This window comes from Fibrobacter sp. UWB3, from assembly GCF_002210405.1.
Taxonomy (GTDB): Bacteria; Fibrobacterota; Fibrobacteria; order Fibrobacterales; family Fibrobacteraceae; genus Fibrobacter.
The window spans coordinates 111,803-135,227 of record NZ_MWQJ01000007.1 but is presented as its reverse complement, the minus strand read 5'-3'; the positions used below and the strand labels follow the sequence as shown (position 1 = coordinate 135,227).

20 protein-coding genes are annotated in these 23,425 nt (G+C 48.1%); 12 read left to right on the top strand and 8 right to left on the bottom strand.

From position 1 onward, the window contains the following. The first annotated feature begins 112 nt into the window (after positions 1-112). The 5 genes from B7991_RS09420 (at position 113) to B7991_RS09400 (ending at position 2,001) form a co-directional block, all read left to right on the top strand. The gene (locus tag B7991_RS09420) at positions 113-610 is read left to right on the top strand and encodes a type II secretion system protein (RefSeq protein ID WP_088630596.1); all 498 of its coding nucleotides are present in this window, start codon (positions 113-115) and stop codon (positions 608-610) included. A gap of 176 nt (positions 611-786) precedes the next feature. Beyond that, positions 787-999 (top strand): DUF3791 domain-containing protein, encoded by a 213-nt coding sequence (locus tag B7991_RS09415; RefSeq protein WP_088630595.1) that lies wholly within the window; start codon positions 787-789, stop codon positions 997-999. Beyond that, entirely contained in the window at positions 996-1,472 is a 477-nt protein-coding gene (locus B7991_RS09410) for a DUF3990 domain-containing protein (protein WP_088630594.1), read from the top strand. The genes B7991_RS09415 and B7991_RS09410 overlap by 4 nt, the downstream gene beginning before the upstream one ends. Further along, on the top strand, positions 1,469-1,702 hold the full coding sequence (locus tag B7991_RS09405) for a hypothetical protein (RefSeq protein ID WP_088630593.1): 234 nt from the start codon (positions 1,469-1,471) through the stop codon (positions 1,700-1,702). Before B7991_RS09410 ends, B7991_RS09405 begins: the two co-directional genes overlap by 4 nt. A gap of 80 nt (positions 1,703-1,782) precedes the next feature. Continuing rightward, on the top strand, positions 1,783-2,001 hold the full coding sequence (locus B7991_RS09400; protein ID WP_088630592.1) for a helix-turn-helix transcriptional regulator: 219 nt from the start codon (positions 1,783-1,785) through the stop codon (positions 1,999-2,001). Between the two features lie 8 nt (positions 2,002-2,009). Here the strand turns inward: B7991_RS09400 and B7991_RS09395 are convergent, their stop codons facing one another. The 3 genes from B7991_RS09395 to B7991_RS09385 all read right to left on the bottom strand — a co-directional run bounded on the left by B7991_RS09395 (position 2,010) and on the right by B7991_RS09385 (position 5,757). Next, positions 2,010-2,903: a hypothetical protein gene (locus B7991_RS09395; RefSeq protein ID WP_088630591.1), complete on the bottom strand. Its 894-nt coding sequence runs from the start codon at positions 2,901-2,903 to the stop codon at positions 2,010-2,012. 435 nt (positions 2,904-3,338) lie between these two features. Further along, positions 3,339-3,872, bottom strand: a complete 534-nt coding sequence (locus B7991_RS15195; RefSeq protein WP_088630590.1) for a type IV pilin protein — start codon at positions 3,870-3,872, stop codon at positions 3,339-3,341. 529 nt (positions 3,873-4,401) lie between these two features. Continuing rightward, positions 4,402-5,757: a GGDEF domain-containing protein gene (locus B7991_RS09385; RefSeq protein ID WP_088630589.1), complete on the bottom strand. Its 1,356-nt coding sequence runs from the start codon at positions 5,755-5,757 to the stop codon at positions 4,402-4,404. A gap of 59 nt (positions 5,758-5,816) precedes the next feature. Between B7991_RS09385 and B7991_RS09380 the strand changes: the two genes are divergently transcribed. Continuing rightward, positions 5,817-8,390 carry a TIGR03960 family B12-binding radical SAM protein gene (locus B7991_RS09380; RefSeq protein WP_088630588.1) on the top strand — a complete coding sequence of 858 codons (2,574 nt, stop codon included), beginning with the start codon at positions 5,817-5,819 and terminating at the stop codon, positions 8,388-8,390. Positions 8,391-8,537: 147 nt separating this feature from the next. Here the strand turns inward: B7991_RS09380 and B7991_RS09375 are convergent, their stop codons facing one another. Further along, entirely contained in the window at positions 8,538-8,750 is a 213-nt protein-coding gene (locus B7991_RS09375; protein ID WP_015732184.1) for a hypothetical protein, read from the bottom strand. A 212-nt stretch (positions 8,751-8,962) separates the two neighbouring features. Between B7991_RS09375 and B7991_RS09370 the strand changes: the two genes are divergently transcribed. The 3 genes from B7991_RS09370 to B7991_RS09360 all read left to right on the top strand — a co-directional run bounded on the left by B7991_RS09370 (position 8,963) and on the right by B7991_RS09360 (position 12,529). Then, positions 8,963-9,805, top strand: a complete 843-nt coding sequence (locus B7991_RS09370) for an LOG family protein (RefSeq protein WP_088630587.1) — start codon at positions 8,963-8,965, stop codon at positions 9,803-9,805. A 118-nt stretch (positions 9,806-9,923) separates the two neighbouring features. Then, positions 9,924-11,030 (top strand): protein kinase, encoded by a 1,107-nt coding sequence (locus tag B7991_RS09365; RefSeq protein ID WP_088630586.1) that lies wholly within the window; start codon positions 9,924-9,926, stop codon positions 11,028-11,030. A 14-nt stretch (positions 11,031-11,044) separates the two neighbouring features. After that, a complete protein-coding gene (locus B7991_RS09360; protein WP_088630585.1) occupies positions 11,045-12,529 on the top strand; it encodes a hypothetical protein in 1,485 nt (494 codons plus the stop codon). 166 nt (positions 12,530-12,695) lie between these two features. Here the strand turns inward: B7991_RS09360 and B7991_RS09355 are convergent, their stop codons facing one another. Further along, positions 12,696-14,858: a glycoside hydrolase family 9 protein gene (locus tag B7991_RS09355; protein ID WP_088630584.1), complete on the bottom strand. Its 2,163-nt coding sequence runs from the start codon at positions 14,856-14,858 to the stop codon at positions 12,696-12,698. Positions 14,859-15,343: 485 nt separating this feature from the next. On the opposite strand from B7991_RS09355, the gene B7991_RS09350 reads away from it, so the two are divergent. Both B7991_RS09350 and B7991_RS09345 read left to right on the top strand, forming a co-directional pair. Further along, complete coding sequence (locus tag B7991_RS09350; protein WP_014546686.1) at positions 15,344-16,285, top strand: aldolase catalytic domain-containing protein; 942 nt, start codon at positions 15,344-15,346, stop codon at positions 16,283-16,285. A gap of 218 nt (positions 16,286-16,503) precedes the next feature. Continuing rightward, a complete protein-coding gene (locus tag B7991_RS09345) occupies positions 16,504-18,795 on the top strand; it encodes a fibro-slime domain-containing protein (RefSeq protein ID WP_176421792.1) in 2,292 nt (763 codons plus the stop codon). A 62-nt stretch (positions 18,796-18,857) separates the two neighbouring features. Here B7991_RS09345 and B7991_RS09340 read toward each other — a convergent pair whose 3' ends face one another. Then, positions 18,858-19,691, bottom strand: coding sequence for an aldo/keto reductase (locus B7991_RS09340; protein ID WP_088630582.1), 834 nt, complete (start codon positions 19,689-19,691; stop codon positions 18,858-18,860). Between the two features lie 409 nt (positions 19,692-20,100). Further along, entirely contained in the window at positions 20,101-21,030 is a 930-nt protein-coding gene (locus B7991_RS09335) for a cation diffusion facilitator family transporter (protein WP_088630581.1), read from the bottom strand. A 93-nt stretch (positions 21,031-21,123) separates the two neighbouring features. On the opposite strand from B7991_RS09335, the gene B7991_RS09330 reads away from it, so the two are divergent. Further along, positions 21,124-22,446: an efflux RND transporter periplasmic adaptor subunit gene (locus B7991_RS09330; protein ID WP_176421791.1), complete on the top strand. Its 1,323-nt coding sequence runs from the start codon at positions 21,124-21,126 to the stop codon at positions 22,444-22,446. 81 nt (positions 22,447-22,527) lie between these two features. Here B7991_RS09330 and B7991_RS09325 read toward each other — a convergent pair whose 3' ends face one another. Next, the gene (locus B7991_RS09325; protein WP_088630579.1) at positions 22,528-23,379 is read right to left on the bottom strand and encodes an A24 family peptidase; all 852 of its coding nucleotides are present in this window, start codon (positions 23,377-23,379) and stop codon (positions 22,528-22,530) included. Positions 23,380-23,425: the final 46 nt, after the last annotated feature.

Here is a 23,425-nt window from a genome sequence, read left to right as displayed (position 1 = left end):
CTTCTGTTTTAATCTTATTTTCTCTAAGTAAATTTTTTATGCATTGTTTTTTTTCTTCAAATGTTTATCTTTAGAAACTGAAAAAATTTTCAATTTTACCATTGGGGAGCTTATGAAAAGGCAAGGGTTTACTCTTATTGAATTGCTGACTGTGATCGTCATCATGGGCATCCTTTCTGCTGTAGCAGTTCCCAAGATGTTTGGTATGATTGCAAAATCCAAAGCTGCTGAAATTGGACCAGCTGCAAGAACTTACGAAAAATTGCAAGACTCTTATATAGGTGAGACTCATCAACTTGGATCATGGACGATTATTGGGTATATAGGACCAGGCTCTATCGTTGCTACAGATTCTACCAAAAGCACAAACTTTTGCTATGGCGGAGGAACTTTGAAAGGTGGGGGGGCTTCAGTGACCTTTAGAGGAAATTCAGGAACTGCAACTGTGGGGTGGATTGCCTCAAGTTTGACTGCATTGAATGATGTTGCCGCCGGTTCTTCTTGGACAATCGCTGTTGGCACGGATAATTCAGGTATAATCCGCTATACAGCGACAATGCCACCAAATGCAGAACCTTTAACACCCAATTTTAAGCAACTAAGCCGATAACTAAAAAACGTGATTTCGTTACATTCACGTAAAATTGCACAAAGCATACATCTCTGACAACAACCCAGATTGGTGGTTGGAATATAGGAGCATATAAAGTGTAAATGTAGAGTTAGATTGTAAATCGAAATGCTTATAATTTTGACTAGGGATGTCTTTTTTGTATATTTCTCTATATGGATAAGCAAATAACATGGACTGTCGCTGCAATTAGTGAATTTGCGAAAGCAAAAGCGCTTTCGGTAAAGCAAGCTTTTAATTATCTGCACCTTTTTAAAGGAATGGATTTCTTAGAAGCTCACTATGGAGCTGAACATTTGCTTTCTTTTGACGATACCATTGAAGATTTGACTGCAATCTGTCAAAAAAACGGAGGGCAGATTCAATGATTTTGTACCATGGTTCCAATTGCGATATTGAAAAAATCGACTTAGCCATGTGTAAGCCGTTTAAAGATTTTGGACAGTCTTTTTATCTAACAACAATATTAGTGCAAGCTCGTGAAATGTCGCAAAAAGTTGCCGATAGATTTGGGGGTAAGCCTGTAGTAAACGCCTTCGAGTTTGACGATTCCGATTTATCTTCCTTAAAAATTAAAAATTTCGGACAACCAGATCGGGAATGGGCTGAATTTGTGATGGCGAATAGAAGTCGTAATCAAAAGCATCCCGCAGAAGAGTTTGATTTAATTATTGGTCCTGTGGCAAATGATGATATCGCTACACTATTCAGAACATTTGCGATTAATGTGATTTCAATAGACGAATTGGTGAATGGTTTAAAATCTCGTAGACTGAACAACCAATACGCTTTTAGGACACCGAAGGCGATATCCTTTTTGCAAAAGAGACCTAGTGTATGACTTTAAAACAGGAATTTCTCGTTGAAGGCATAGTCAGCGATATGGCTAAATGGCTGATGGAAGAACGCAATCTTTCACTGCAGGCGGCGTTAAGTCTCATCTATAATTCAAAAACTTTTGAGCTGTTACAAAATCCGACAACAGGACTTTGCACGGAAAGTTCAGCCTACAATTACGATTTGCTTGATTCTGAATTAAAGAATGGGAAAATAGTACAGACGGAAATTTAATCTTCCCGTTCGGGAATATTTTGATTTTTATCGACAATCGAGACGTTGATTTTCCCGTTCGGGAATATTATATTTAGAGCATGGAAATCCAATCGCTCAAAGATATTTCATCGCAGATTAGGGCACGCCGGAAAAGTCTGGGTTTTACTCAGGCTGAATGTGCCGCATTTTGCGGGGTTGGCATCCGTTTTCTTTCTGAACTTGAGAACGGAAAAGAGTCCATACACTTGGGTAAAACGCTTCAAGTGTTGAAAATGCTAGGCTTGAATTTGCAGTTGTTTGAAAATGGAACTAAGTGATGAGAATTCTAAAATTCCCACTTTGAATCAAAGCCGAGAATTCGTTCGCATTGGACGTTCTTTATCATGTTCTTTTGCGAAAGGCGTTTTTCAGTGAATTTGTCGTCACATGGCACTGATAGCGGAGTTTCGCGGATTTCTTCGACGCATTTTTTGATTTCAGGCGTGAGTATTGCACGAGCCGGGGCAACGTAATCGCAGCCAATTACAGGGCTTCGCTTCGACAAGTATTCGTCAAAGTCTGGCATTGATCCGTCGCCTCTTACGCCGAAATCAAAGCCGTCTTCGGCGAGAGGGACAAAAGCCATGTTGAAATCAAAGCACGGATTCAGCTCGGTGCGTTCAAAAGTCTCGTTGTTGACCAAAAAGCCGAAATTTCCAAAATGACGGTCGGAATTCAGCGTTATGCAGTCAGCCACTACCATGCGACGGAATTCGTCTTCGCAATTGAATTCGCGGTAAATTTCAAGTAACTTCGGAAGCGTCAACCGCACTTTGTAAAACAGTGCTATCGGTCGATAACCAAATTCCTGACTCGTAAAGATTTTACAATCCGATACAACTCGACCATCGTATTTTCTCAGGTCATATTTTACAGAACAGCAGATTTTTTCAAAGACCTGGCTTGCAAGGACGTCGCCATAGGGCTCAAGTCCTGCATTTCTTGCTCCAGAGCTACCCGTTTTTATAAGATGGATCCCATCTTTCTCATTCAACCAGCATTTGTCGTAAGCACCGTCAGTCGTGAGTTCGGGGTATTTCGTTGATTTTTGAAATTTAACTACATCATGCCCATAAATTACAAATTTAGAAATATCCTCATCAAAGTGATTTTCGTACAGATTGACATCTTTCCAAGAAATATTTTCCCGTTCGCTTTTTACCCAAAGTGTGTCGGTCAAGGAGAGACAATGCGTTAAAGCAATAAAACCGCTCTTTGTTTTTCCACCGCATAATTCCAGTATTTTATTCACGTGGCTACGATGTTTGGCAGCACTTCTGTTTGCAACCCATGTAGAAAGCGGATCACATCAGAACGGTAAAGGTGCATTCGTTTTTACGATTTTGCAAAATTCAAGTTCACCTTCACCTTCGATGATAAAGTCGCAAAGAGGAACATCCTTATTTATAAGAGTGTAGGTTAAATTTTGTACATCCATATATGAGATATAGAATCTTTCGGAAAAGAAGTCAATACAGCTTAATTTTTCAAACGAGAATTTCTGTTTTCACCTTATCAAAATAGCCTATAATTACGACAAACCCAACATCAATTATGATATAACAAAAGCCCTCCCGAATGGGAGGACTTTTGAAGTTTTCGTTCAGTCAGACGATTAGTCGTGACCGATATTTTCGAAATTAGCAGTCAAAGTCTTGCAATTTGCATTGCTAGTGCTGTTGCCGTTATCCGTGATGGATGCAGTGTAGCTAACCGAAGCACCGTTACCAGCCTGATTCATTACAATTTTCCAGTAACTCTGAATCGTGCAATCGTTCAAAGCGGTCTTAGCAGTAGCTCTCCAACCTTCCTGATTGGCAGCCATTGAACCAACCATTGTTGTTCCAGAAGTTCCAGTACCTGTGAACGCATTGGTATAATCAAAGACTGAAGTAGAGTAACTTTCGGAGCTACCACCTTGCTTGGAACCCGGAGCAATATAACCAATCATCTGCCATGTACCAATAGCACCGGTTTCAGATGCATGTGCATCCTGCAACTTCACGTAGGTTCCAGCTGCCGGACCGACTTCAGAGGCCTTGGACTTTGCAATCATACCGAAGAGTTTCGGAACTGCGACGGCGGCGAGGATGCCCATGATAACAATCACGACCATCAATTCAATAAGGGTAAAACCTTGCTTCTTCATAGTGTGTTCTCCTTGTTTTTGTGACACATTCTTGTTTTGAGCGTTATTGCTCGTTTACATTCAGTAATATATCCACTTTTTTTCCGAAAAGCAATACTTTTGTCAAACTTTTGTCACGTTTTTGTCATGACTCAGTATATTCCAACTTAAAAGTGCCGTTTTTCGCAAAATTTCGCAAATATTAACCAAACTTTCCGATGAACTATATATAGATAATTTTTTACGAAAAAGGGATTTTCATCTGTTTTTTATATTCCAATTTGGAATATATTATTCGGAGGTGTGATGACCATCACATCGTTTTGCAGTCCATTCATTTACGAATATTTACATTCAAGAGCTTTTTCATGCAAAACAGGAAGTCCACTTCCATTTTAGCACAGATATACATATAAAAAAGGCCTCCCGAAGGAGGCTTTTCTAGAATTAACTGGATCCTTCGCTGCGCTCAGGATGACGTAATAAACAGTGTCAGAACGACGATATAACGCATGACGTAATAGGCGGCGTCAGAACGACGTGAAAGCGATTACTTCATCACAGAATTTGCGACGACGACGCGGTTGCCACCGGCCTGCATAGCCATCTGGAGGGAGGCTTCTGCGGTGTAGATGAGCGAGCCTGCATCGTTTGCGTGGGTCGGCATCACGGCAACGCCCATGCTGAGCGTGGTCGCGAGGATTCCTTCACCGTAGGCAATCTGGAGCTGCGAGATTTCATTGCGAATACGTTCGGCACGGTTCCTGGTAATCTGGAGGTCGGCACCCGGCATAATCACGCAGAACACGTCGTCGGAGTAGCGGCACGGGATGTCTTCGCCACGGATGTAGCTCGGCAAGCGCTGTCCAAGTTCCCAGAAGAGCTGTTCCACAGCGTGGCGACCTTGAGCGTTCTGCACGGCAGGGATTGCATCGGGGTAAAGCATCACAATGCCAATGGGCGACTTGTGGCGCACAGCAGCAGTGATTTCGCGGCTGAGCGATTCTTCCATATAACGTTTGTTAAAAAGACCGGTCAGCACGTCGCGGATGCTGTGCTGTTCAAAGCGCATGCTGAGGTCCTGGTTCGCCACGTAAAGTCCAAACGCGGCAGCGACAATACTCACCTTAGCCTGCCAGTATTCCTTGGTTTCGGTTTCCGGAAGCTTATCGACCTGGAGTGTCAGAATGCCGAAGTGTTCTTCAAGGCCTTCGATCGGGGCGCAAATGGCGATGCCCTTCGGGCGGTGGTGCAAGTGCGTACAACCGCTAGAGACTTCAGGCGAGCTATAGTCGGTCACAACGATGTCGCCGGTATTGAAGCTTGCGCATTCGGCTGGGAGCACGGTTTCGTCACTGATGACGTTCGGACCAAAGCGGAAAATCTGAGAGAGTTCAGTCTGCACGCCGCCGTACATATAAAGCACGCCAGAAGCTTCGGGGAAGAGTTCCGGCAAAAGCTTTTGCATGGCGTCGATGACTTCGGTAAACGGACGGTTGCGGAGAATCCCCACCTTAAAGCCGTTCCAGGCTTCGAGCGGGAACCCGACCTTGAGGGCGGCGGCATCGAGCTTCTTGATGGAAGCAGGCACGGGTTGCTGTTTGAGGGCTTCGGCGGCGGGGATAGCACCCGGCGGAAGCGGGTTCTTCTTTTCTTCTTGGAGGCGGACCGACACGAACTGCGTGTCCTTGGGCTGCGGCTTGTTCAGCACCTCGTTAAAATCGTTTTCGATGGCTTCAATCTGCCTGCTGCAGACGGTATAAAAAACGAAGCCGAGTACTGCGCCCCAAGCTCCGACAAATATGAACTTCGCCCCGATGGACATGGTTTCTTCGGGGACGACATATGCAGCAATGACGCCCATCAAAAAGGCGACCAACCAAAAGATATATTTAACGATATTCATACCATAAATAATATTAAAATATTACAGGGCAGGCAACAAGATTATCTATTTTTGGGGGTATGACAATCCTTGAGAAAATCGCTCTTGCACTCCCTGCAGTTGAATCCCCCGCCCGTTACATGGGTGGCGAAGCAAATAGCGTCATCAAAGACCATAGCAAAATGCTGGCGCGCATGGCGTTTGTGTTCCCGGACACTTACGAAATCGGCATGAGCAACAACGGGCTCAGAATTTTGTACCATGTGCTGAACCGCGAACCGAATTTGCTTTGCGAAGTGGCTTTTGCGCCGTGGGACGACATGGCCGCCGAGATGAAGAAGTACGATATTCCGCTTTATACGCACGCAAGCTATACGGCGGTCAAGGATTACGAAGTCGTGGGGCTTACGCTCCAGACCGAGCTCAACTTTACAAACGTGCCGTACGTGCTTGAACTTGCAGGGATTCCAGCATGGCAAAAGGACCGCGCCGAGAGCGACCCGATTGTCGTTTCGGGCGGCCCCTCGATGGGGAACCCCGAACCGGTCGCAGACTTCTTTGACGCGTTCATGATCGGCGATGGCGAAAAGCTGATTGTCAAATTTGTGCGTTGCGTTGGCGAAGGACGCAAGGCGGGCCTCAAGCGCGCCCAGATTTTGGAAAATTTGTCTAAAATCGATGGCGTTTACGTACCGAGCTTGACGAATGTCGTCAAGAACGAATACGGCGTTATTGTCCCGGCAGAACCCGCAAAGGGCTCTTACGAAAAAACGAACGGTGTACGTCGCCAGTTCATCCCGGTTTTGGATCCGAAAGACTACCCCATCAAGAACTTGATTGCAAACATGCAGCTTGTTCACAACCGTTTTAGCGTGGAAGTAATGCGTGGTTGCGCGCAGGGTTGCCGTTTCTGCCAAGCGGGCATTTGGTACAGGCCGTGCCGCGAGCTCAATCCGGACGATGTTCTGGACATTGCAAAGGCAGGCATTCAGGCGACTGGCGAACGCGAACTCGGTCTTTTGTCACTTTCGACCGCTGACTACAAGCCGGTCGAAGCGCTCACAGATTCCATCATTGACGACCCGTTTTATGACAACGTAGACGTAAGCCTTCCGAGTATCCGCGTCAACAGTTTTGGACAAAGTCTCGCCGAAAAGGTAGCCGCGCTCAAGGGCGGTCGTAGCGCCACGTTCGCACCAGAAACAGGTTCCGAACGCATCCGCAAGATGATCAACAAGACCATCAGCGACCAAGACATGTACGACGCTGCCGAACACGCTTTCTCTAGCGGGTTCAACAAGATTAAGCTTTACACGATGATTGGTTTCCCGACCGAGAACCTGGATGACATGCAGGCGTTCTGCGAACTCATCTTCAATCTCGTGAAAATCGGACGCAAGTATAACCGCGGCATTCAAATTGCAGTGAGCATTGGCATTCTCATCCCGAAGTCGTTTACGGGCCTGCAATGGGCTCCGTTTATGGACAAAGAAACAGCACTCGGGCACATCCGCTATGTGCGCGAAAAGTTCTTCAAGCACCCGAACGTGAAAATCAACTGGGCGGCCTGGGAAACAAGTTTCTTGGAAGCAGTCTACAGCCGTGGCGACCGCAGTCTCGGTCCTGTCATTTACGCCGCCTACAAGAAGGGCATCATCTTTGAAAGCGACAGCTATCGTTTTGACTTTAACAAGTGGCTCGAAGTCTGGCAAGAATGCGGCTATGACACAAGCTGGGTCTACCGCGAACGCGATAAGGACGAAGTCTTCCCGTGGGACTTTATTCACGCAGGTACGACAAAGCAATACTTGCGCCGCGAATGGGAAAAGGCTTTCGATCCAAATTCCGCACCCGTGCCAAACTGCAAATGGGGCGACTGCCAAGCATGCGGCATTCCGGGATTCGGCAAAGAAATAGTCCTCGCCGACGACCCTGTGCGCCACAAGGCGCCGAGCCGTACCCCTGAAGAAATCAAGAAGCTCGTGGCAGAACGCCGTCCGAGCCAGAAGGTGAGCTACAGCTACAAGATTACATTCAAGAAGTCCGGCATCAGCCGATTCCTGCCGCACCACAACATGCTCAGTTTCTTTGAACGCACGTTCATTTGCGCAGGCATCCCGATCAAGTTCAGCGAGGGATTCAGCCCGAAGCCCCGCATTGTGAACATGGGCGCGCTCCCGCTCGGACTTGAGACTTACTGCGAAGTCATCAGCGTCGATTTGCTGCAAAAACTCGACCTCTCCGCCGAAGGTAAACCCGCCATTATCGCAAAGCTCAGCGCTCCGTTCCCGCGCGGCATGGAAATCGTGGACATCGAGCCTTTGAAGGAAAAGCTCTCGAAGCATTTCCCGAAGGCGATGGTCTACCGCCATACGCCCGAAAGCATCCCCGCCGACCTTATGCAAAAGTTTGAACAAAAGCAGTTGCCTATTGTCACGAACCACCGCGGTCAGCAGATGGACTTGAACGAGCAGATTTTGGGTATTGATATTCAAAACGGCACGATGGTCGTGCGCGTCAAGTGCAACAACCAGGGGACAACCCCTAGTCCGTTTGTCATTTTTGCAGGGCTGCTTGGCATTGAGATTGACCCGGCCAAGCTCGATGAAGTCTCCCGTCGCTTCCTCGTCGCGAAGATTGCAATCGAGTGGTAACCAACACCCCCGTAGATGTCATCCTGACGCCAAAGGCGGAAGGATCCAGTGAAATTCTGTATTGCAAAACAAGACTTTACTGGATCCTTCGCTACGCTCAGGATGACGAGCGATTAAGCAAGGTCAATTTAGCGGGCATGACAAGTTCTATTCCGCCGGGAGAATAATCTCGATGTGACTGGTGCTGACGTTGAGGAAGTGCGTACGGAACAGGTCCTTTTCATTCCTATCGCAAACGCGCACCTGCGTCACCGCAATAAAGTCCTTGTTTTCACGGATATAGTCCGTGAGGCGTTCGTCACGCAGCGTGTCGATTTCGCCCGTAATGACAAAATTATCTGTCCACATTTTTACTAGCATACCACTAATATATAAATGTTAGTCCAAGTAAGAAGATAAAAACCTTATTTTTTCGCCCCTAAAGCCATTTTATCGTATATTATTCAATAAGATACAACAATGTCATGCCCGATTTATTCGGGCATCTCCCTTTTAAAAGAAAATAGGAGATTCCCGCTTTCGCGGGAATGACAAGAATGAATCAATTTAAACTTAATTAAGAGGTTCGCATTATGGCACCGAAAAAAGTACGCACGATTCCAGGGCTGATGGCATACAACAACGCCGAATTCATGGAAAGCGATGCCGCACGCCCCATTCGATTCCTTTCTGAATTTTTCCAGCCTGCACAAGTTTTTGCACAAGAAGATATCAAGAATTCTATCGTGTTCTTTGGTTCGGCCCGCACACTTCCGCCCGACGAAATCAAAAAACGCCGCAAGGGCTGCAAGGATAAAAAGGAACTTGCAAGGCTTGACCGACTCTCCAAAGTCGCTGATTCTTACAATGCAGCTCGTGAACTCGCTGCCAAGCTCGGCAAGTGGATAAACAAGCGCCACCACGGCTACGCCATCATGACGGGCGGTGGTCCGGGCATTATGGAAGCCGGCAACCGCGGTGCATCTGACGTGGGTACGCCTTCTGTCGGTTTGAACATCAAGTTACCTTTCGAACAACATTGCAATCCGTACATCGATGACGAACTGAATTTGCAGTTCCGCTATTTCTTTGTTCGTAAATACTGGTTCTTGCGCATGGCTCGTGCGCTCGTTATTTTCCCTGGTGGATTCGGCACACTCGACGAAGCCTTCGAAATGCTCACGCTTATCCAGACCGATAAGTATGCGCAGCAGATGCCGGTCGTGATTTTCGATTCCAAGTTCTGGAAGAAGGCTCTGAACTGGGAATTCTTTGCCGAAACAGGCATGATCAATCCCGAAGACCTCAAGCTCTTCAAGTTCTGCGACACCGTTGATGAGGCTTACGACTTCATCACATCCAAGCTCGAAGAACAAAGCGAAGAAAAGGTCACGTTCGCGCGCTCCCACGCCGAAGACGAAGAAAAGAAGAAGTAACAAAGTCATGCCCGTCGGAGCCTGTGCTGAGCGCAGTCGAAGTAAGCGGGCATCTTTTTTGTCGCCCCTGTCACCCCGGCCTCCGTGCCGGGGTCACCTTTTTTGCTAATTTTTTTTCATGTTCTGGAACAATTTGGCAGAAACGATGGACAGGGTCTCGCGCAATTTGGCGCTCCGTCCGAACTACACCATGGAAGAATACCAGCGGTGGTTCGACCACAATCCTGACTTTAAGCACAACGGCAATGCAGAACGCATCGAGCTTATCGAGCCGCTTTCGCTCGTAGGCACAAACCAGCTATACCGCGCCAAGCTCTGGATGCAGCACCCGCGCGATGAAAAGCGCTACGACGAAAAAGAAATCGTCGTGAAAATCTGCAAATACTGGGCACCCCCAGGCAAAAACCGTTTGCACCGTTTGAACATGCTCTTGAGTGCGTTCCAAGACGAGATCCGCATCAACAACCTCATCCGCGCCACAAACATCGAAGGCGTGGTGCAGACTTTTGGCGGAGGCATCGCGGGTCGCCACCCCTACCTCAAGCTAGAGTTTATCAAGGGTTGCTCGCTCGATAGAGTCATCAAGCCAAAGCTCACTGACGAAGAACTTTTGCAGCGCGTGGCACAAATCGCCTACCTTGCAAACACCATCAGCCAGCTCCATTACTACCAAATTGTGCATAAGGACATCAAGCCCAAGAACTTGCTCCTGTGCCAGAATCCGGCGCACAAGAACAACCATAAGATTTTGCTCTGCGACTTTGGCTACGCACAGGCCAAGATGCGCGAAACCGTCACCGAAGGCGGCGGGCTTTCATCGCCAAGCTACAGCGCCCCCGAACTTGCCCAGTCTAGCGAAAACATCACGTACGCCGTGGACTACTTTAGTTTCGGTGCCGTGATGCACGAATACCTGACCGGCGTAAAGCTCTACCCCAAGGCGAAGGAAATCTACACAGAAGAAGGTCGCCTGATTACCAAGCGCTACATGGAATACATCGAGAACGGTCGCGAAAACGTGTTCAACGATGAACGTTTCCCGGAAATTCACGATTGGATCGATGCCCTGACCACGTTTGACGCCAACGAACGCATGAAAAAGAGCCCGAACTTGTTCGCCCTCGCCCACAAGCTCCGCGAAGAGGTAAATGCCCAGGGATTCCGGGATGTAAACACCGATTTTCTGTGGAACCAGCTGAACGAATACGGAAAGCGCTCTTTTTAGTTATATTCATTGGTATGAAGAAAATATTGAGCATCCTCCTAAAACCGTTCCGATTTTTCAAATTTCACCATTACGTGACGCTTTTGGCGATCGCAGCACTCGGGGTATTCAACGTCCAGACCAGCTTTGACCCCATCATCCAAAAATTCCGCCAGGAAAAGGAAATCCACCAGTCCTTCGACAAGTGGTGGGACGAAGAACGCGCCCAGGAATTCAGAAACGTGGGACTCACGCCAAACGACACCATAAAGGCGCAAGAATTCGAGCTTTACAAAGAACGCTACAAAGTCGAGAAACCGACACCGATTATAGAAGACCGCATCGAGGAAATGAAGGGAGAATTCCTTGATTGGTGGGAAAATCAGGGCGGCAAGGAACAGTACGCCAAGGAGCATGGCAACTACCCCACCGACAAGCAATATGAGGCGGAACTCAAAAAATGGATTTACAATTATACGGACAAATTCCTCCGTTACCGTTGGGCATACCAGCCTAGCCGAGGCAATACCGAAAGTTGGCTCACTTGCAGTTTGCTGTTCCCAAGCGCATGGTCCTTTATTTTCTTCGTCGTATTTTTCATGTTTGCGCTGATGCAGCTTGAGAAGCGCTGGCACGCAATCTTTGTTTACATTTACGCGGTAGTAATCGCAATTATTAGCGGTTTCTTTGTCGATTTACTCGTAGACACATCGTTCTTTGGGCAGTTTGCATCGCAACGCTACATGGGCGTAAGCCTGATGGTCTGTTTCTTGCTTGGAGCAAACGTTTTCGACAAGGAGAAAGACGCCATTCCGTCTTACGTGAGCAAGATATCGCAATTGGCTCTTTTCGGGAGCATGGCGATTGACTGGTTCCTGAATCCTGGAATATTCAATGCGGTCGCTGTGGAATCGCCGTTCTTCTTTGCTTTAGGCGGGCTTGCAGGGTACTTCATGCCTCATCGCGCAGAAGGAAACGCCAAACAAGTTGTTACCGAACAAAGGCCCGAAGAAACGGAATCACCTAGCGAACGCACCCGTAAGATGATCAGCAAGGGACTTGAAGCGGCAAACAATGGTGAAAACGAGAATGCGGCTCGCCTACTGCAATACGGGCTGACGGCGCTTCTGCAAGAAGAACCGGTCAAGTTCCTGGAAGTCAAGGATGCCGTGAATCGAATTGCAGCCTGCTATGCAGAAATTCCGAGCACGCAATGGCTCGAATGGGGCGCTATCGCCAAGCAGAAGAAAATCCCGGAGGCCGCCATTACTCTGTTCGAGAAGGGAATTGCAAAAGAAACAGACGCAAAACTTTTGCGACGTGCGCACTTTGACATTGGCGAGCTCCGCATTCAGACAAAGTCCGATGTGAACGCAGCCATGGAGCATTTGACCAAGGTCATCAAGGAAAACGACAGCGACACGCTCGCCGAGCAGTCCAAGAAGCTTATGGAAACCGGCAAGGACATCCTAGTTCAAATGGCCTACGCCGCTCCCAAACAGTTTAAAGTGTCTAATTAAAAAAGGCGATGCCGGCACAAGGCCGGCATGACAACAAAGCCCCGGGATAAATCCGGGGCTTCGTCATTCTGAGCGTAGCGAAGAATCCAGTTACATTATCAGTTGCTTCACCAAGAATTAACTGGATCCTTCGTCCTTACGGACTCAGGATGACGTCAAAGCATTCTTACTTTACAACAAACTTCTTGGCGGAAAAGCCTTGAATTTGCACGAGGTAAAGTCCGGTTTTGAGTGTGCTGACGTTGAGCGATTCATTCATGCTCTGAGCGGTCTTTTGCATTTGCACATTGCCCTGCACATCAAGAATCTTGATGGACTTGCCCACGACAGAACGCGGCAAACGGAGCGAAAGCGTGTTGTCTACGAGCGACATGCCGAACTTCGCTGCAACCACAGACTTCGAAAGTCCAACAGAGAACTTCACAGGCTTAGTCAATTCATCATAGCGTTCCACAAGTGCCATCAAGTACCATGTGCTATGCGGAAGCCACTGTTCATCCCAGCGCCACACCTGCCAAGATTCCTTCATGGAATCAAAGCCCACTGCAGCAACACCATCATCCGTCCAAGCAATGCCTGAACCATCCTGATTCTTGCCGGTAATGCCGTTTGCAATACCGCCTTCAAGCGTTGCATCATATTCAGACTGACCATCGTACTTTTTCGGGTTCTTCGTTCCCTTGCCATACATCATGCAAGTCGCATACGGGTTCTTGCCCAAAATCCAGTCGAGCTGATCCGTAGCATATTTTTGCACATCACTCGTGGTAACATTCCTATATTCGCCGTCAATAATGCGTTTTGCGTACATTATCGCCGCAGAAAGACTTGCAAGACGAGCATCTTCACCCTGCCACCAATAATTGCTTTCATTATCGTGCGGGATAAAGAATCCATCCTTTATTTTGTCCTGAGTCTTGTAAGTCTGACGGGCATAACCAAACGGGTTATCAACCTTATTCGTAATTTTAACAAGCCAGTCAAAATGAGACTTAATGGCATTACGAACATTAACGATAGATTCGTTCACGCAACCACCACCAATCATAGTAACGCAAGCCCAATAAGGGAATGGCCGACCATGAACTTCTATGCCGGCATCTTCGCCAATAGCGCCAACAACCTCACTATAACGAGCAAGGGCAACCAACGGAAGCCCCGCATCGCTTGCATGCCAGAACGGACGAGTCTTTGCATCATCGCTCCAGAAATAGCCTTCCTCACTTACACGAGAAGATAAATGTTCGGCACGGTCATAAGCATCTTCCAGATACTCCTGTTTTTTTGTAGCGGCATAAAGTTCCGTCGCAGCCAAGAGCGCCGTATAATCGTCGATAATGTTTTCCTTGCCATCATCGCAGTAAGCACAAGACTTGCCAATTCCCTGTTTTTCGGATAAATGCTTATAAGCGTTTTCAGCCGCAGCCAAATACTGTTCACTCGTAAAATCACCCTTCAGCTGAAGCCTTGCAGCGCTTGCAAGACCGGCTATTGCCATGCCACCGCCTTCGCGGAATGCCGTCTGGTAATCAGTACTCTTGATGCCATCGGAACCGGAGAACGCACAAATTTCGCGTTTGCCCATAAGCGAGCCCCAGTTATCGAACACGGTCATGTAAAAGAAGCCTTCTTCGGCAAGCATGCGCACCAAAAAATCCGCACCGTAAGCGGCTTCATCAGCCGTTTTCGCCTTGGTCGAAGTCGATGCAAGCAACGCCGGAATGCGTTCCGAAGCAAAAGCAAGCGACCAGACCGTCAAAGGAATCTGCTGCGGGTTCAAGTAGTTCGCGTAAGAAAGGTGGCTCAAGTATTTGCTGACATCGCCGCTGGCATCGTACCAACCGCCATGCACATCGAGCTTTTTATCAGACTTGTACACCGGCATCTGCTTATCCCAGCCTTCAACAGTAGGGTCATCTGCACGATCATCATAGAAGTAATTGAGCACTGACGCAAGCGTATTTGCAGCCAAAGCGTTTTCGCCCACCGTAAATTCGCCCGATTTCTGCGGTTGACCATTTTCAGAAACCTGAAGCGTGTACTTACCTGCCGTAAGGCCCGTCAAATCCGCCACAAAAAACTTGCCATTGTTGAGCCAGTTGTCCGGATTCGTACCCGCCGAAAGCTTACCTGTCTTGACCGCAGTCTCGCCTGACATCACACTAAATTCAGCACCATCCGAAAGATTATCGCTCTTGACGATCACGGAAATCGGCTGACCGACATCATAACCGACCTGGTTGTAGAAAAACTTGGTTTCAGCAGAAGCAGCGCCCGCGCTCAAAAGAACCGCGGCAGACAAAATCGGGGAAAGCTTATATACATGCATGCGCTAAATATAGATACACGACGGTTTTTCGAAAAGTAAAATAATCCTCATACGAAAAGGGGACCATTGCCGCGTCGTTCTGAGGACCGAAAGGACGAAGAACCTAGTTAAGTTTTTGCATTTATTTAACGCATATTCAGCGTAGAAAACAAAATTAACCATTTACAGTTCATTCGAGAAACCGTTCAGAGCGACTAAAAAACGCATTTTATTTGGCTTGTTTTACAGCAACAGCATCAGGATAAGGATGTTTTTCAAAACCATTGTAGCCTTAAATTACAAGTTCAAAGCCCATTTGATCACAATTTAACGCAAGTTTTACGTTAATTATTAAATATTTTTCAACAGCTTCAAAAAATTTATTGACCATTCAAAATTCAAAACCTATGTTTGCGATGTAAATGAAAAACGACTGGATTCTTCGCGATTCCATCGCTCAGAATGACGTCACAAACAACTTTAAACCAATAACCTGAGACACAAACATGTACTACGAAACAATTAAAGTTCTCGACTGCACGATCCGCGATGGCGGTCTCGTCAACAAGCACGATTTTTCTCTTGAATTCGTGCGTAGATTGTACACCCTTCTCACAGCAGCCGGCGTAGACTACATGGAAATGGGTTACAAGAACTCCCCGGAACTCTTCGACCCGAAGGAATACGGCCCGTGGAAGTTCTGCGATGACGATTTGCTCTGGAAGGTCAAGGACGGCATCGATTCCAAGATGAAGATGGCCGTGATGGCCGACGTGGGCCGCGTCAACATGGATGCCGTGAAGCCCGCTTCCGAAAGCCCGTACCAGATGTTCCGCGTGGCAAGCTACGTCAAGAACATTGACAAGGGCATCAGCATGGTGAACGCCTTCCACGACATGGGCTACGAAACGACGCTCAACATCATGGCTGTGAGCCGCGACCGCGGTCCGGAACTTGACGAAGCCCTCCACCAGGTCAACGAAGAATGCAAGGCCGACGTGCTTTACCTCGTCGACAGCTTCGGTGCCTTCTACCAGGAAGACATCGACAAGGAACTTGCCCGCTACAAAGGCATCGTGAAGAACAAGAAGTTCGGCTTCCACGGTCACAACAACCAGCAGCTCGCCTTCTCCAACACGATCCAGGCTATCATCAACCACGTCGACTACCTCGATGGCTCCGTGTCCGGCATGGGCCGCGGCGCAGGCAACTGCACCACTGAACTCCTCCTCGGTTTCCTCAAGAATCCGAAGTACGACCTCCGCCCGGTTCTCGACGCCATCCAGGAACTCTTCTTGCCGTTGCAGAGCAAGTACGAATGGGGCTACATCATCCCGCAGATGATCACGGGCATGCTCAACCGCCATCCGCAAGACGCCATTGCCGTCCGCAAGACCGAAGAAAAGGACATGTATCGTAAGTTCTACGAACACATGATCAACGACTAAAGTAAAATACATTGACGACCCCGGAGTCCGGGGTGACACGAATAAGAAATCCCGTTCAAACGAACGGGATTTTTTTTATTCATCCACCATGATACACCAATAATACGTCAAAATTTCCTACAACATAAGAAAAAGAAAGAAAATCATTACGCTCATTTCATTCGAAAAACTTTATTATGTATTTTTTATTTAACTTCTACCAGAGGAGGAGAAAACAAATGAAACTCTTTAAGATTCTAGCAGCAACTGCTATTATTTTTGGCGCATCCAGCGTTTGGGCAGACTTGATTCGCGAAGATAGCACAGCCTGCTCGCCGACCATACACCTAAAAGTCCCAGCAACCTGGATAAACGCATTCATCAGTTTAGGTGATACGGCTATAGCATTCCCTAAAGCAGATGCTAACGGATGGTCCACGATTTCACTTGCAGACAAAAGCATCACAAAAAATGCCACCAAGTTTTTCATCAACAATAACAGTGGCAGAAGTTGCTATAAGCACGCTTGCATATCCCCCGAAGGCATCTACAAATCTACGATTTACGAGTATTTCACTTGCTCCACCTTCAAAGAAGACAACGCCGAAGTCTGGATTCAGGAGCATCCCGATCCGAGCAAAAAGTATCAAATCTACATGACGTACAAAGAACCGGTCATCCACGACTTTTACGTCTTTGTTCCGAACAACCAATCCTGGCTTATCGGAAACCCCATTATCGAAGAAAATGGCAAGCCTCACGAAATGTACCCAGATCCATCTTACCTTGGATGGTACATCAGACGCTACATTGACGAAGAAATTCCAAGCAGCGTTCTCATCTACCACGAAGGTGACGAGGATAAGAAAGAAGCAATCGGTGTGAATGGAGAATGGGAAACAAGTGCAACACCCACCCCGATTCCTTTAGTTGCTTTTTTTGAACTATTTTCAAGCGAACCCGATTACAGCAATGCTCTGTATTTTGTCGCAGACAAGGAAGAAGCGTCAAAACTTCCGGCTGGCAACGATGGATGGTATATAAAGCATCCGACTTCAGAAGGGTCTAACATGCGCGAGTTAATCGCTACGATTTACGATTCCGACGCATCATTGCACGGAGCGTTCTCTTGCGCACCGGGATGGACAATGGAACGAGAAGCGTCCGGTAAATCCAACTACAACGCCTGCTATTATCCGACCGCAAAATATCCGACGACCTCAGTTGCGGACACCGTGATTCCATGCATCGGCGTAACCACAGGCATGGTCGAATCATCGCTTGATGCCAAAACCAAAAAGTTGAAGTTGACCGCCAAAGGCCAAAAATGCTTCGGAGACCAAGCAGACGAAGCCTTCGCCGCACTCTTCACTGCTACTCCAGGCATAAATGAAAGCTACTATTTTGCCATTCCATTCTATAAGAACTACTACGGCAAGCTAGAATTCGACTCAGACTATCAACAAAGTAAAGGAGCCAAAGTCCCTGGCGGTTTCTATCCCGCTGAAGTTCCGCCAGATGATGACATGATGTTGTCCGAACGCTTGCCAGCCGCCGAGAGCAAGCGCAGAGCCGAAGGTCCCGTATTCTACTGTTCTGACCCCTCAAAAAATTCAAAAACACCCGATGGTCTACGCACAATTGACGCTACACAAAAAGTTCCAGCATACAAACTTATTTGCAATGGTCCCGGTTGGGACAAAGGCATTGATTGCGAAGGCATTTACATAAAAGGCGGGGAATTTGGCATGGGCAATTCACTGACTCCTTTGGGCACGGAAATCTCCGAAAAAATTGGAGTTTCCTGGATTGAAGATGGTTGGGGATGGTCCTGCGCCTATGACGCACCGATTGATTGGTTGCATTACAAAGATGGTACAGAAACTCCTGTATTACCGCAAGATCAATATGGTACTCCTCGCTGGATGTCTATAGAGCTACACAATGATTCTGCCGAGAGTGCAATCTTAACTACTGCTGGGCGCAACCATCACTTCTGCCTTGAATCGCACGCCACATTCAAATACAGAAAAGGGTTGAACTTTAGCATTGTCGGAAATGACGACATCTGGGTTTACATCAACAACAAATTAGCGGTCGATGTCGGCGGCGTCCATATTTCGGCCCCCGGCTATGTCGATGTAGACAAGTTCTTGCCAAGTGCAAAATTGGGCGATGTTTACGACATCGACATTTACTACTGCAACCGTCGCAATCCGACAAGCACATTGCAAATCGCGACAAACATGATTTTGGAACAATCCATAATCAGTCCTGATCCATACGCTATTGCAAGTCGCAGAACAAGCTCTGATTTCAGCCAATTCCGCGTTGCTAAAACAGGAACGCTTGAAATTGCAATCATCACAAGCAAGCAAAATGCGACCAGGCAATATGCGCTCATAGACATGAAAGGTCAGGTACTTTCAACAGGTTCGTTGAACAGCATCGAGACTCGCGTGAAAGTTCCAACATCAGGAACATATATCGTCAAGGTCGGGCATAATTACAAGAAAGTCAATGTGAGATAAAAAAAAGTCTGATTAGACCTTCATAACAAAAAGATCCCGCTCATTAGAGCGGGACCTTTTTGTTACAGTCCATCAATTTCCAAAAGCGCGGCCATGTCGTTCGAATTGATTTCGAAATCAAGCTTGGCGTTCTGCCGGATGCGTTCTTCGTGCACGGATTTTGGGATTGGCAAAAGCCCAAGTTGCAACACAAACCGGCTTGCAAGTTGCGGCACCGACACATGGTACCTCTCCGCCATGGCACAGACTTCAGGCACTTTCAAAAGGCGCCCCGTCGCATTGGGCGAATACGCTTCCACCAAAATTCCGACCTGTTCGCAGAAGTCAATGAGTTCCGTCGGCACATGTCCAATGTGAACGCGAACCTGATTCACCGCCGGCACCACACGTGCACCCGCCAGCAAATTGTTCAGGTCGTCGATATCAAAGTTCGAGACACCAATCGCACGAATTTTACCAGCCTCGTAAGCTTCTTCGAGAGCCTTCCAGACATCTACGTTTTCACGGTAATAATAGTTCCCGCCAGGAACGCCCATTTCGGCCCACGGACGGGGGGCATGTATTAGCATCATGTCAATATGATACGCATCCAAGCGGTCCATCGATTCTTGAATACAGCGCACCGTGTCGGCGTAATTCTTGACTTCGGCAGGGATTTTCGTGGTGATAAAGATGCTTTCGCGGTGGATTCCGGTCGATTTTAACGCCGCCTTAAGCCCCGCACCCACGCCCGCCTCGTTTTCGTAGGCGATTGCGGTATCGATATGGCGATAGCCCGCATCAATAGCTGTCGCAACAGCAGTTGCCGCCACATCATTTGGGGTTTGCCATGTTCCCAAAGCAATTTTCGGGATTCGCTGCCCGTTATTCAGCTTGTAAAATTCGTCGAGTACCATAATCAAACCTCGCTACTTGCACCAAATTAATATAAATAGAAACACGATTCCAGCGAGGCAGAATCGCCAAAGTCCTAATACCACATTGGAATATTTACTGGTGTGAAAAGGGATATGGGCTTACGCCCAAAGCCTTTTTAATTTAAAATGAGCTTCATGCGGGCGGGGCCCCATACTTAATCCCATCCTGGCGCAAGCGCCAACCTTACGGCTCAGCAATGGGGCTGCAAGCAGCCCCGCTGCGTTCGCCTTTTAAGGTTGTGGCCGACGCTTTATTCTCTCGACGAACATTTATACATTCATTTAAAAACAATACGACGCAATAACCATAGTTACTTGAAATGTTTACGTAGAAACTTCTAGTAACTACCAACTATTAACTAGTAACTGTGCCGAAGGCACTAAATAACTATTTCTCTATAGTCTTGATTTCGCCCTGAGCGGCGCGATTGGCGTTGTAGGGGTCTATGTGCACAAGCGCATCGACGACGTTTTCGTTCGAATCGATGAGCAGCTGTTCGACCTCTTCGGCAACATCATGAGCATCTTTCAGCGTCATCTGGTCATCGACCACGATATGCACGTCCACATGCAGGTCACTCCCGACGTAGCGGGAACGGAGCCCATGCAAACTGATGACCTTCGGGTGCGAAAGCGCCACGCTTCGAAGCTTGCCCAGGACATCGGGGTTTGCGCCACGGTCTACAAGCTGCCGAAGCCCCGGAGCCGCAATTTCAATCGCTGAATGAATCACGAAAAACGCAACGACAAGCGCACCGACAGAATCCGCAAACCAAAGCTGCGGGAGCAAAATGGCAAAAACGACTGCTACGAGCACAGGAATCGAGCTAAAAGAGTCGCTACGGTGGTGCCAAGCATTTGCCTCAAGCACCTGGCTGCGGATTTTTCGCCCGGCATTTCGCGTATAGCGGAAGAGAATTTCTTTTACGACAATGGAAGCAAAAGCCATCACCGCAACGGACGTTTCCGGGTGCGATGCCTCACCCGCCAACAGCGCAAGGACGGCCTTATATCCAATGCCAATACCCACGGCAGCAACGGCAAGGCCAATGCCAATCGTAATGAGCGTTTCAAATCGCCTATGCCCGTAAGGGTGCTCGGCATCCGGTGGCGAGTTCCAAAAGTGACTGCCAACAATCACGGCGACATCGGTCACAAAATCAGATGCACTATGGATAGCATCTGCAACGAGCGCCTGGGAGTTCCCCACCACACCCACAACAAACTTGGCAACAGAGAGCGCGGCGTTCCAGCCAAGCCCCACCCAAGTCACTTTGCGGACTTCTGCACTATCGTCTTTTTTGCGTACGCGAGTCATGACCTTTAAGCTAGAAAATTTGCAACCTTACGTGCTCCCAAATCATCAAAATTGCTGTAATAAAAAATCAATGTTACTATTTTTCTAATGCTTATGAAAAAACTCTTGAAAATCATCATCGTTATCGCCGTTTTGGCAGGGGTCGCCCTCGGCGTCAAGTCATTCTTCTTTAACGGAGATGCCACAAGCCAGGCTGGCGCCCTCATCAGCACCAAGGTGGTGACAGACACCATCAAGACAACAATCTCGGCAACGGGTTCGTTAGAGCCGGTAGACCAGGTGGAAGTCGGTACGCAGGTTTCTGGCGATATCGCCAAGATTAACGTTGATTTCAATTCCAAGGTCAAGAAAGGCCAAGTCATTGCCGAACTTGACAAATCCAAGTTGCAGTCGACTTTAAAGCAGACGACAATCTCTTACAAGAGCGCCGAAAACGACTTGAATTACAAACAAAGCACATACGACCGCGTCAAGAAGCTCGCCGAAAGCAAGAGCGCAAGTGCGGTCGAACTGGAACAGGCTGAGTACAACCTAAACGCAGCAAAGCTCGCCGTGGAACAGCGCAAGAACGAAGTCGCCCAGGCAAAACTGAATTTGAGCTACGCCACCATCAAGAGCCCGATTGACGGCGTTGTGCTGAAACGAGCGGTGGATGTCGGCCAAACCGTTGCCGCCTCCATGAGCACGCCGACATTGTTCGTCATCGCAAAGGATTTGAGCCAGATGAAAGTCATGGCCGCTGTAGACGAAGCTGACATTGGTCAAGTGAAGCAAGGCCAGCGAGTCACGTTCACGGTCGATGCCTTCCAGAACGAAACATTTAACGGAACCGTGCAAGAAGTTCGACTGAACCCGACGACCACGAGCAACGTGGTAACTTATACCGTCGTGATTACCGCCGAGAATCCGGAACAGAAGCTCTTGCCGGGCATGACCGCCACCTGCACCATTGTCACGCAAGAAATTACGGACGCCATTACGATTCCAGTCAAGGCGCTCAAGTTTACGCCTGCCGCAGGAACCCCGATGATGGATCCGAAAGATATGCCGCGCCCGGAACGTCCGAAGACCGCCGAAGTTGGCGACAACTTCCCACCCCCGCCTCCTGGCATGGGACCGGGTGGTGCTCCAAGCACAGGCGCCAAGAAAAAGCACAAGAAGCCAAAACTTGAAGGCGACCACGTGTGGATTAACATCAACGGCAAGGCAGCCCCGCGCCGCGTAAAGATTGGTCTTAGCGATGGCGTGAACGTCCAGATTCTCAAGGGACTGAGCGTCGGAGATTCCGTGGTCACAAGTCAAGAAACGGTTTCGGCAAAGGGTTCAAGCGAACCAAACGCCAAAAGCCCCTTCATGCCGCAGAGACCCGGGAAAAAGAAAAAAATAATTAGCAAGACGTCATTCTTCGTCCGTTAGGACGAAGAATCCAGTTATTTCTAGCGAATAATTTTACTGGATCCTTCACGCTTCGCGTTCAGGATGACGTGCTAATACTCATTACTCTAGAACGTACTTTAAATAAGCGTCCAAAAGCGTTGAGCCCCAGAGATAAATAATCGGGGCAGCAATGGCGAGGAACGGTCCGAAAGGAATTTGCCCGGCTTCCTCGCTATTCTTATTTTGGGCCGCTTTTTTCGCAGCAATCATCCCATACGGGACCATCACCACAATGCCAAGCAGAGCAGCCACTAAAAGCGTTTCCACAGCGCCCGTCACGCCCATAAGCGCACCATAGCCAGCCAACAGCTTGACATCACCAAAACCCATTGCATCTTTCTTGAGCACTTTTGTTGCAATCCAGCCGAGCAGATAAAGCCCGCCGCCAGCAACAACAGCCCCAATCAAGCTCTGGAGAGGCGTTATGCCACCCGGCACGAGCGAAATCAATAAACCAGCGACAATCCCGCCGACCGAGATAGAATCGGGAATCAGCTTGTACTTGCAGTCAACAGCACAAACGGGGTAAGCACCAAGCAAAAGCCAGAACAACGCCGCGGCATCGGCCCAAACCTCAGGCGACAAGACCGGTCGAGAAAAATCCGTTCCGAAGCCTGCCGCCGCATAAAGCGCAAGCGCCCCGAGCAAGCCGCAAAGGCCTTCGCCAATCGGGTAAATGATGCTAATCGGCTGTTTGCAGCAAGCGCTTTTGCCACGTAGCCAGAGCCAGCCCACAATCGGCAAATTGTAGCGGATCGGGATCCTCTTTTTGCAAAGCGGGCAGTGCGAAGGCGGGTTGATCAGGGAAATTCCGCGCGGCATACGGTAAACAATGACGTTATAGAAACTCCCGACGCAGGCGCCAAGGCCAAAAAACACAATTAACCAGTACCAAAGTGGAATTTCTTGCATAAAATCCTCGTCTTTTTCGGAATATAATTATAATTTAGTTAAACAT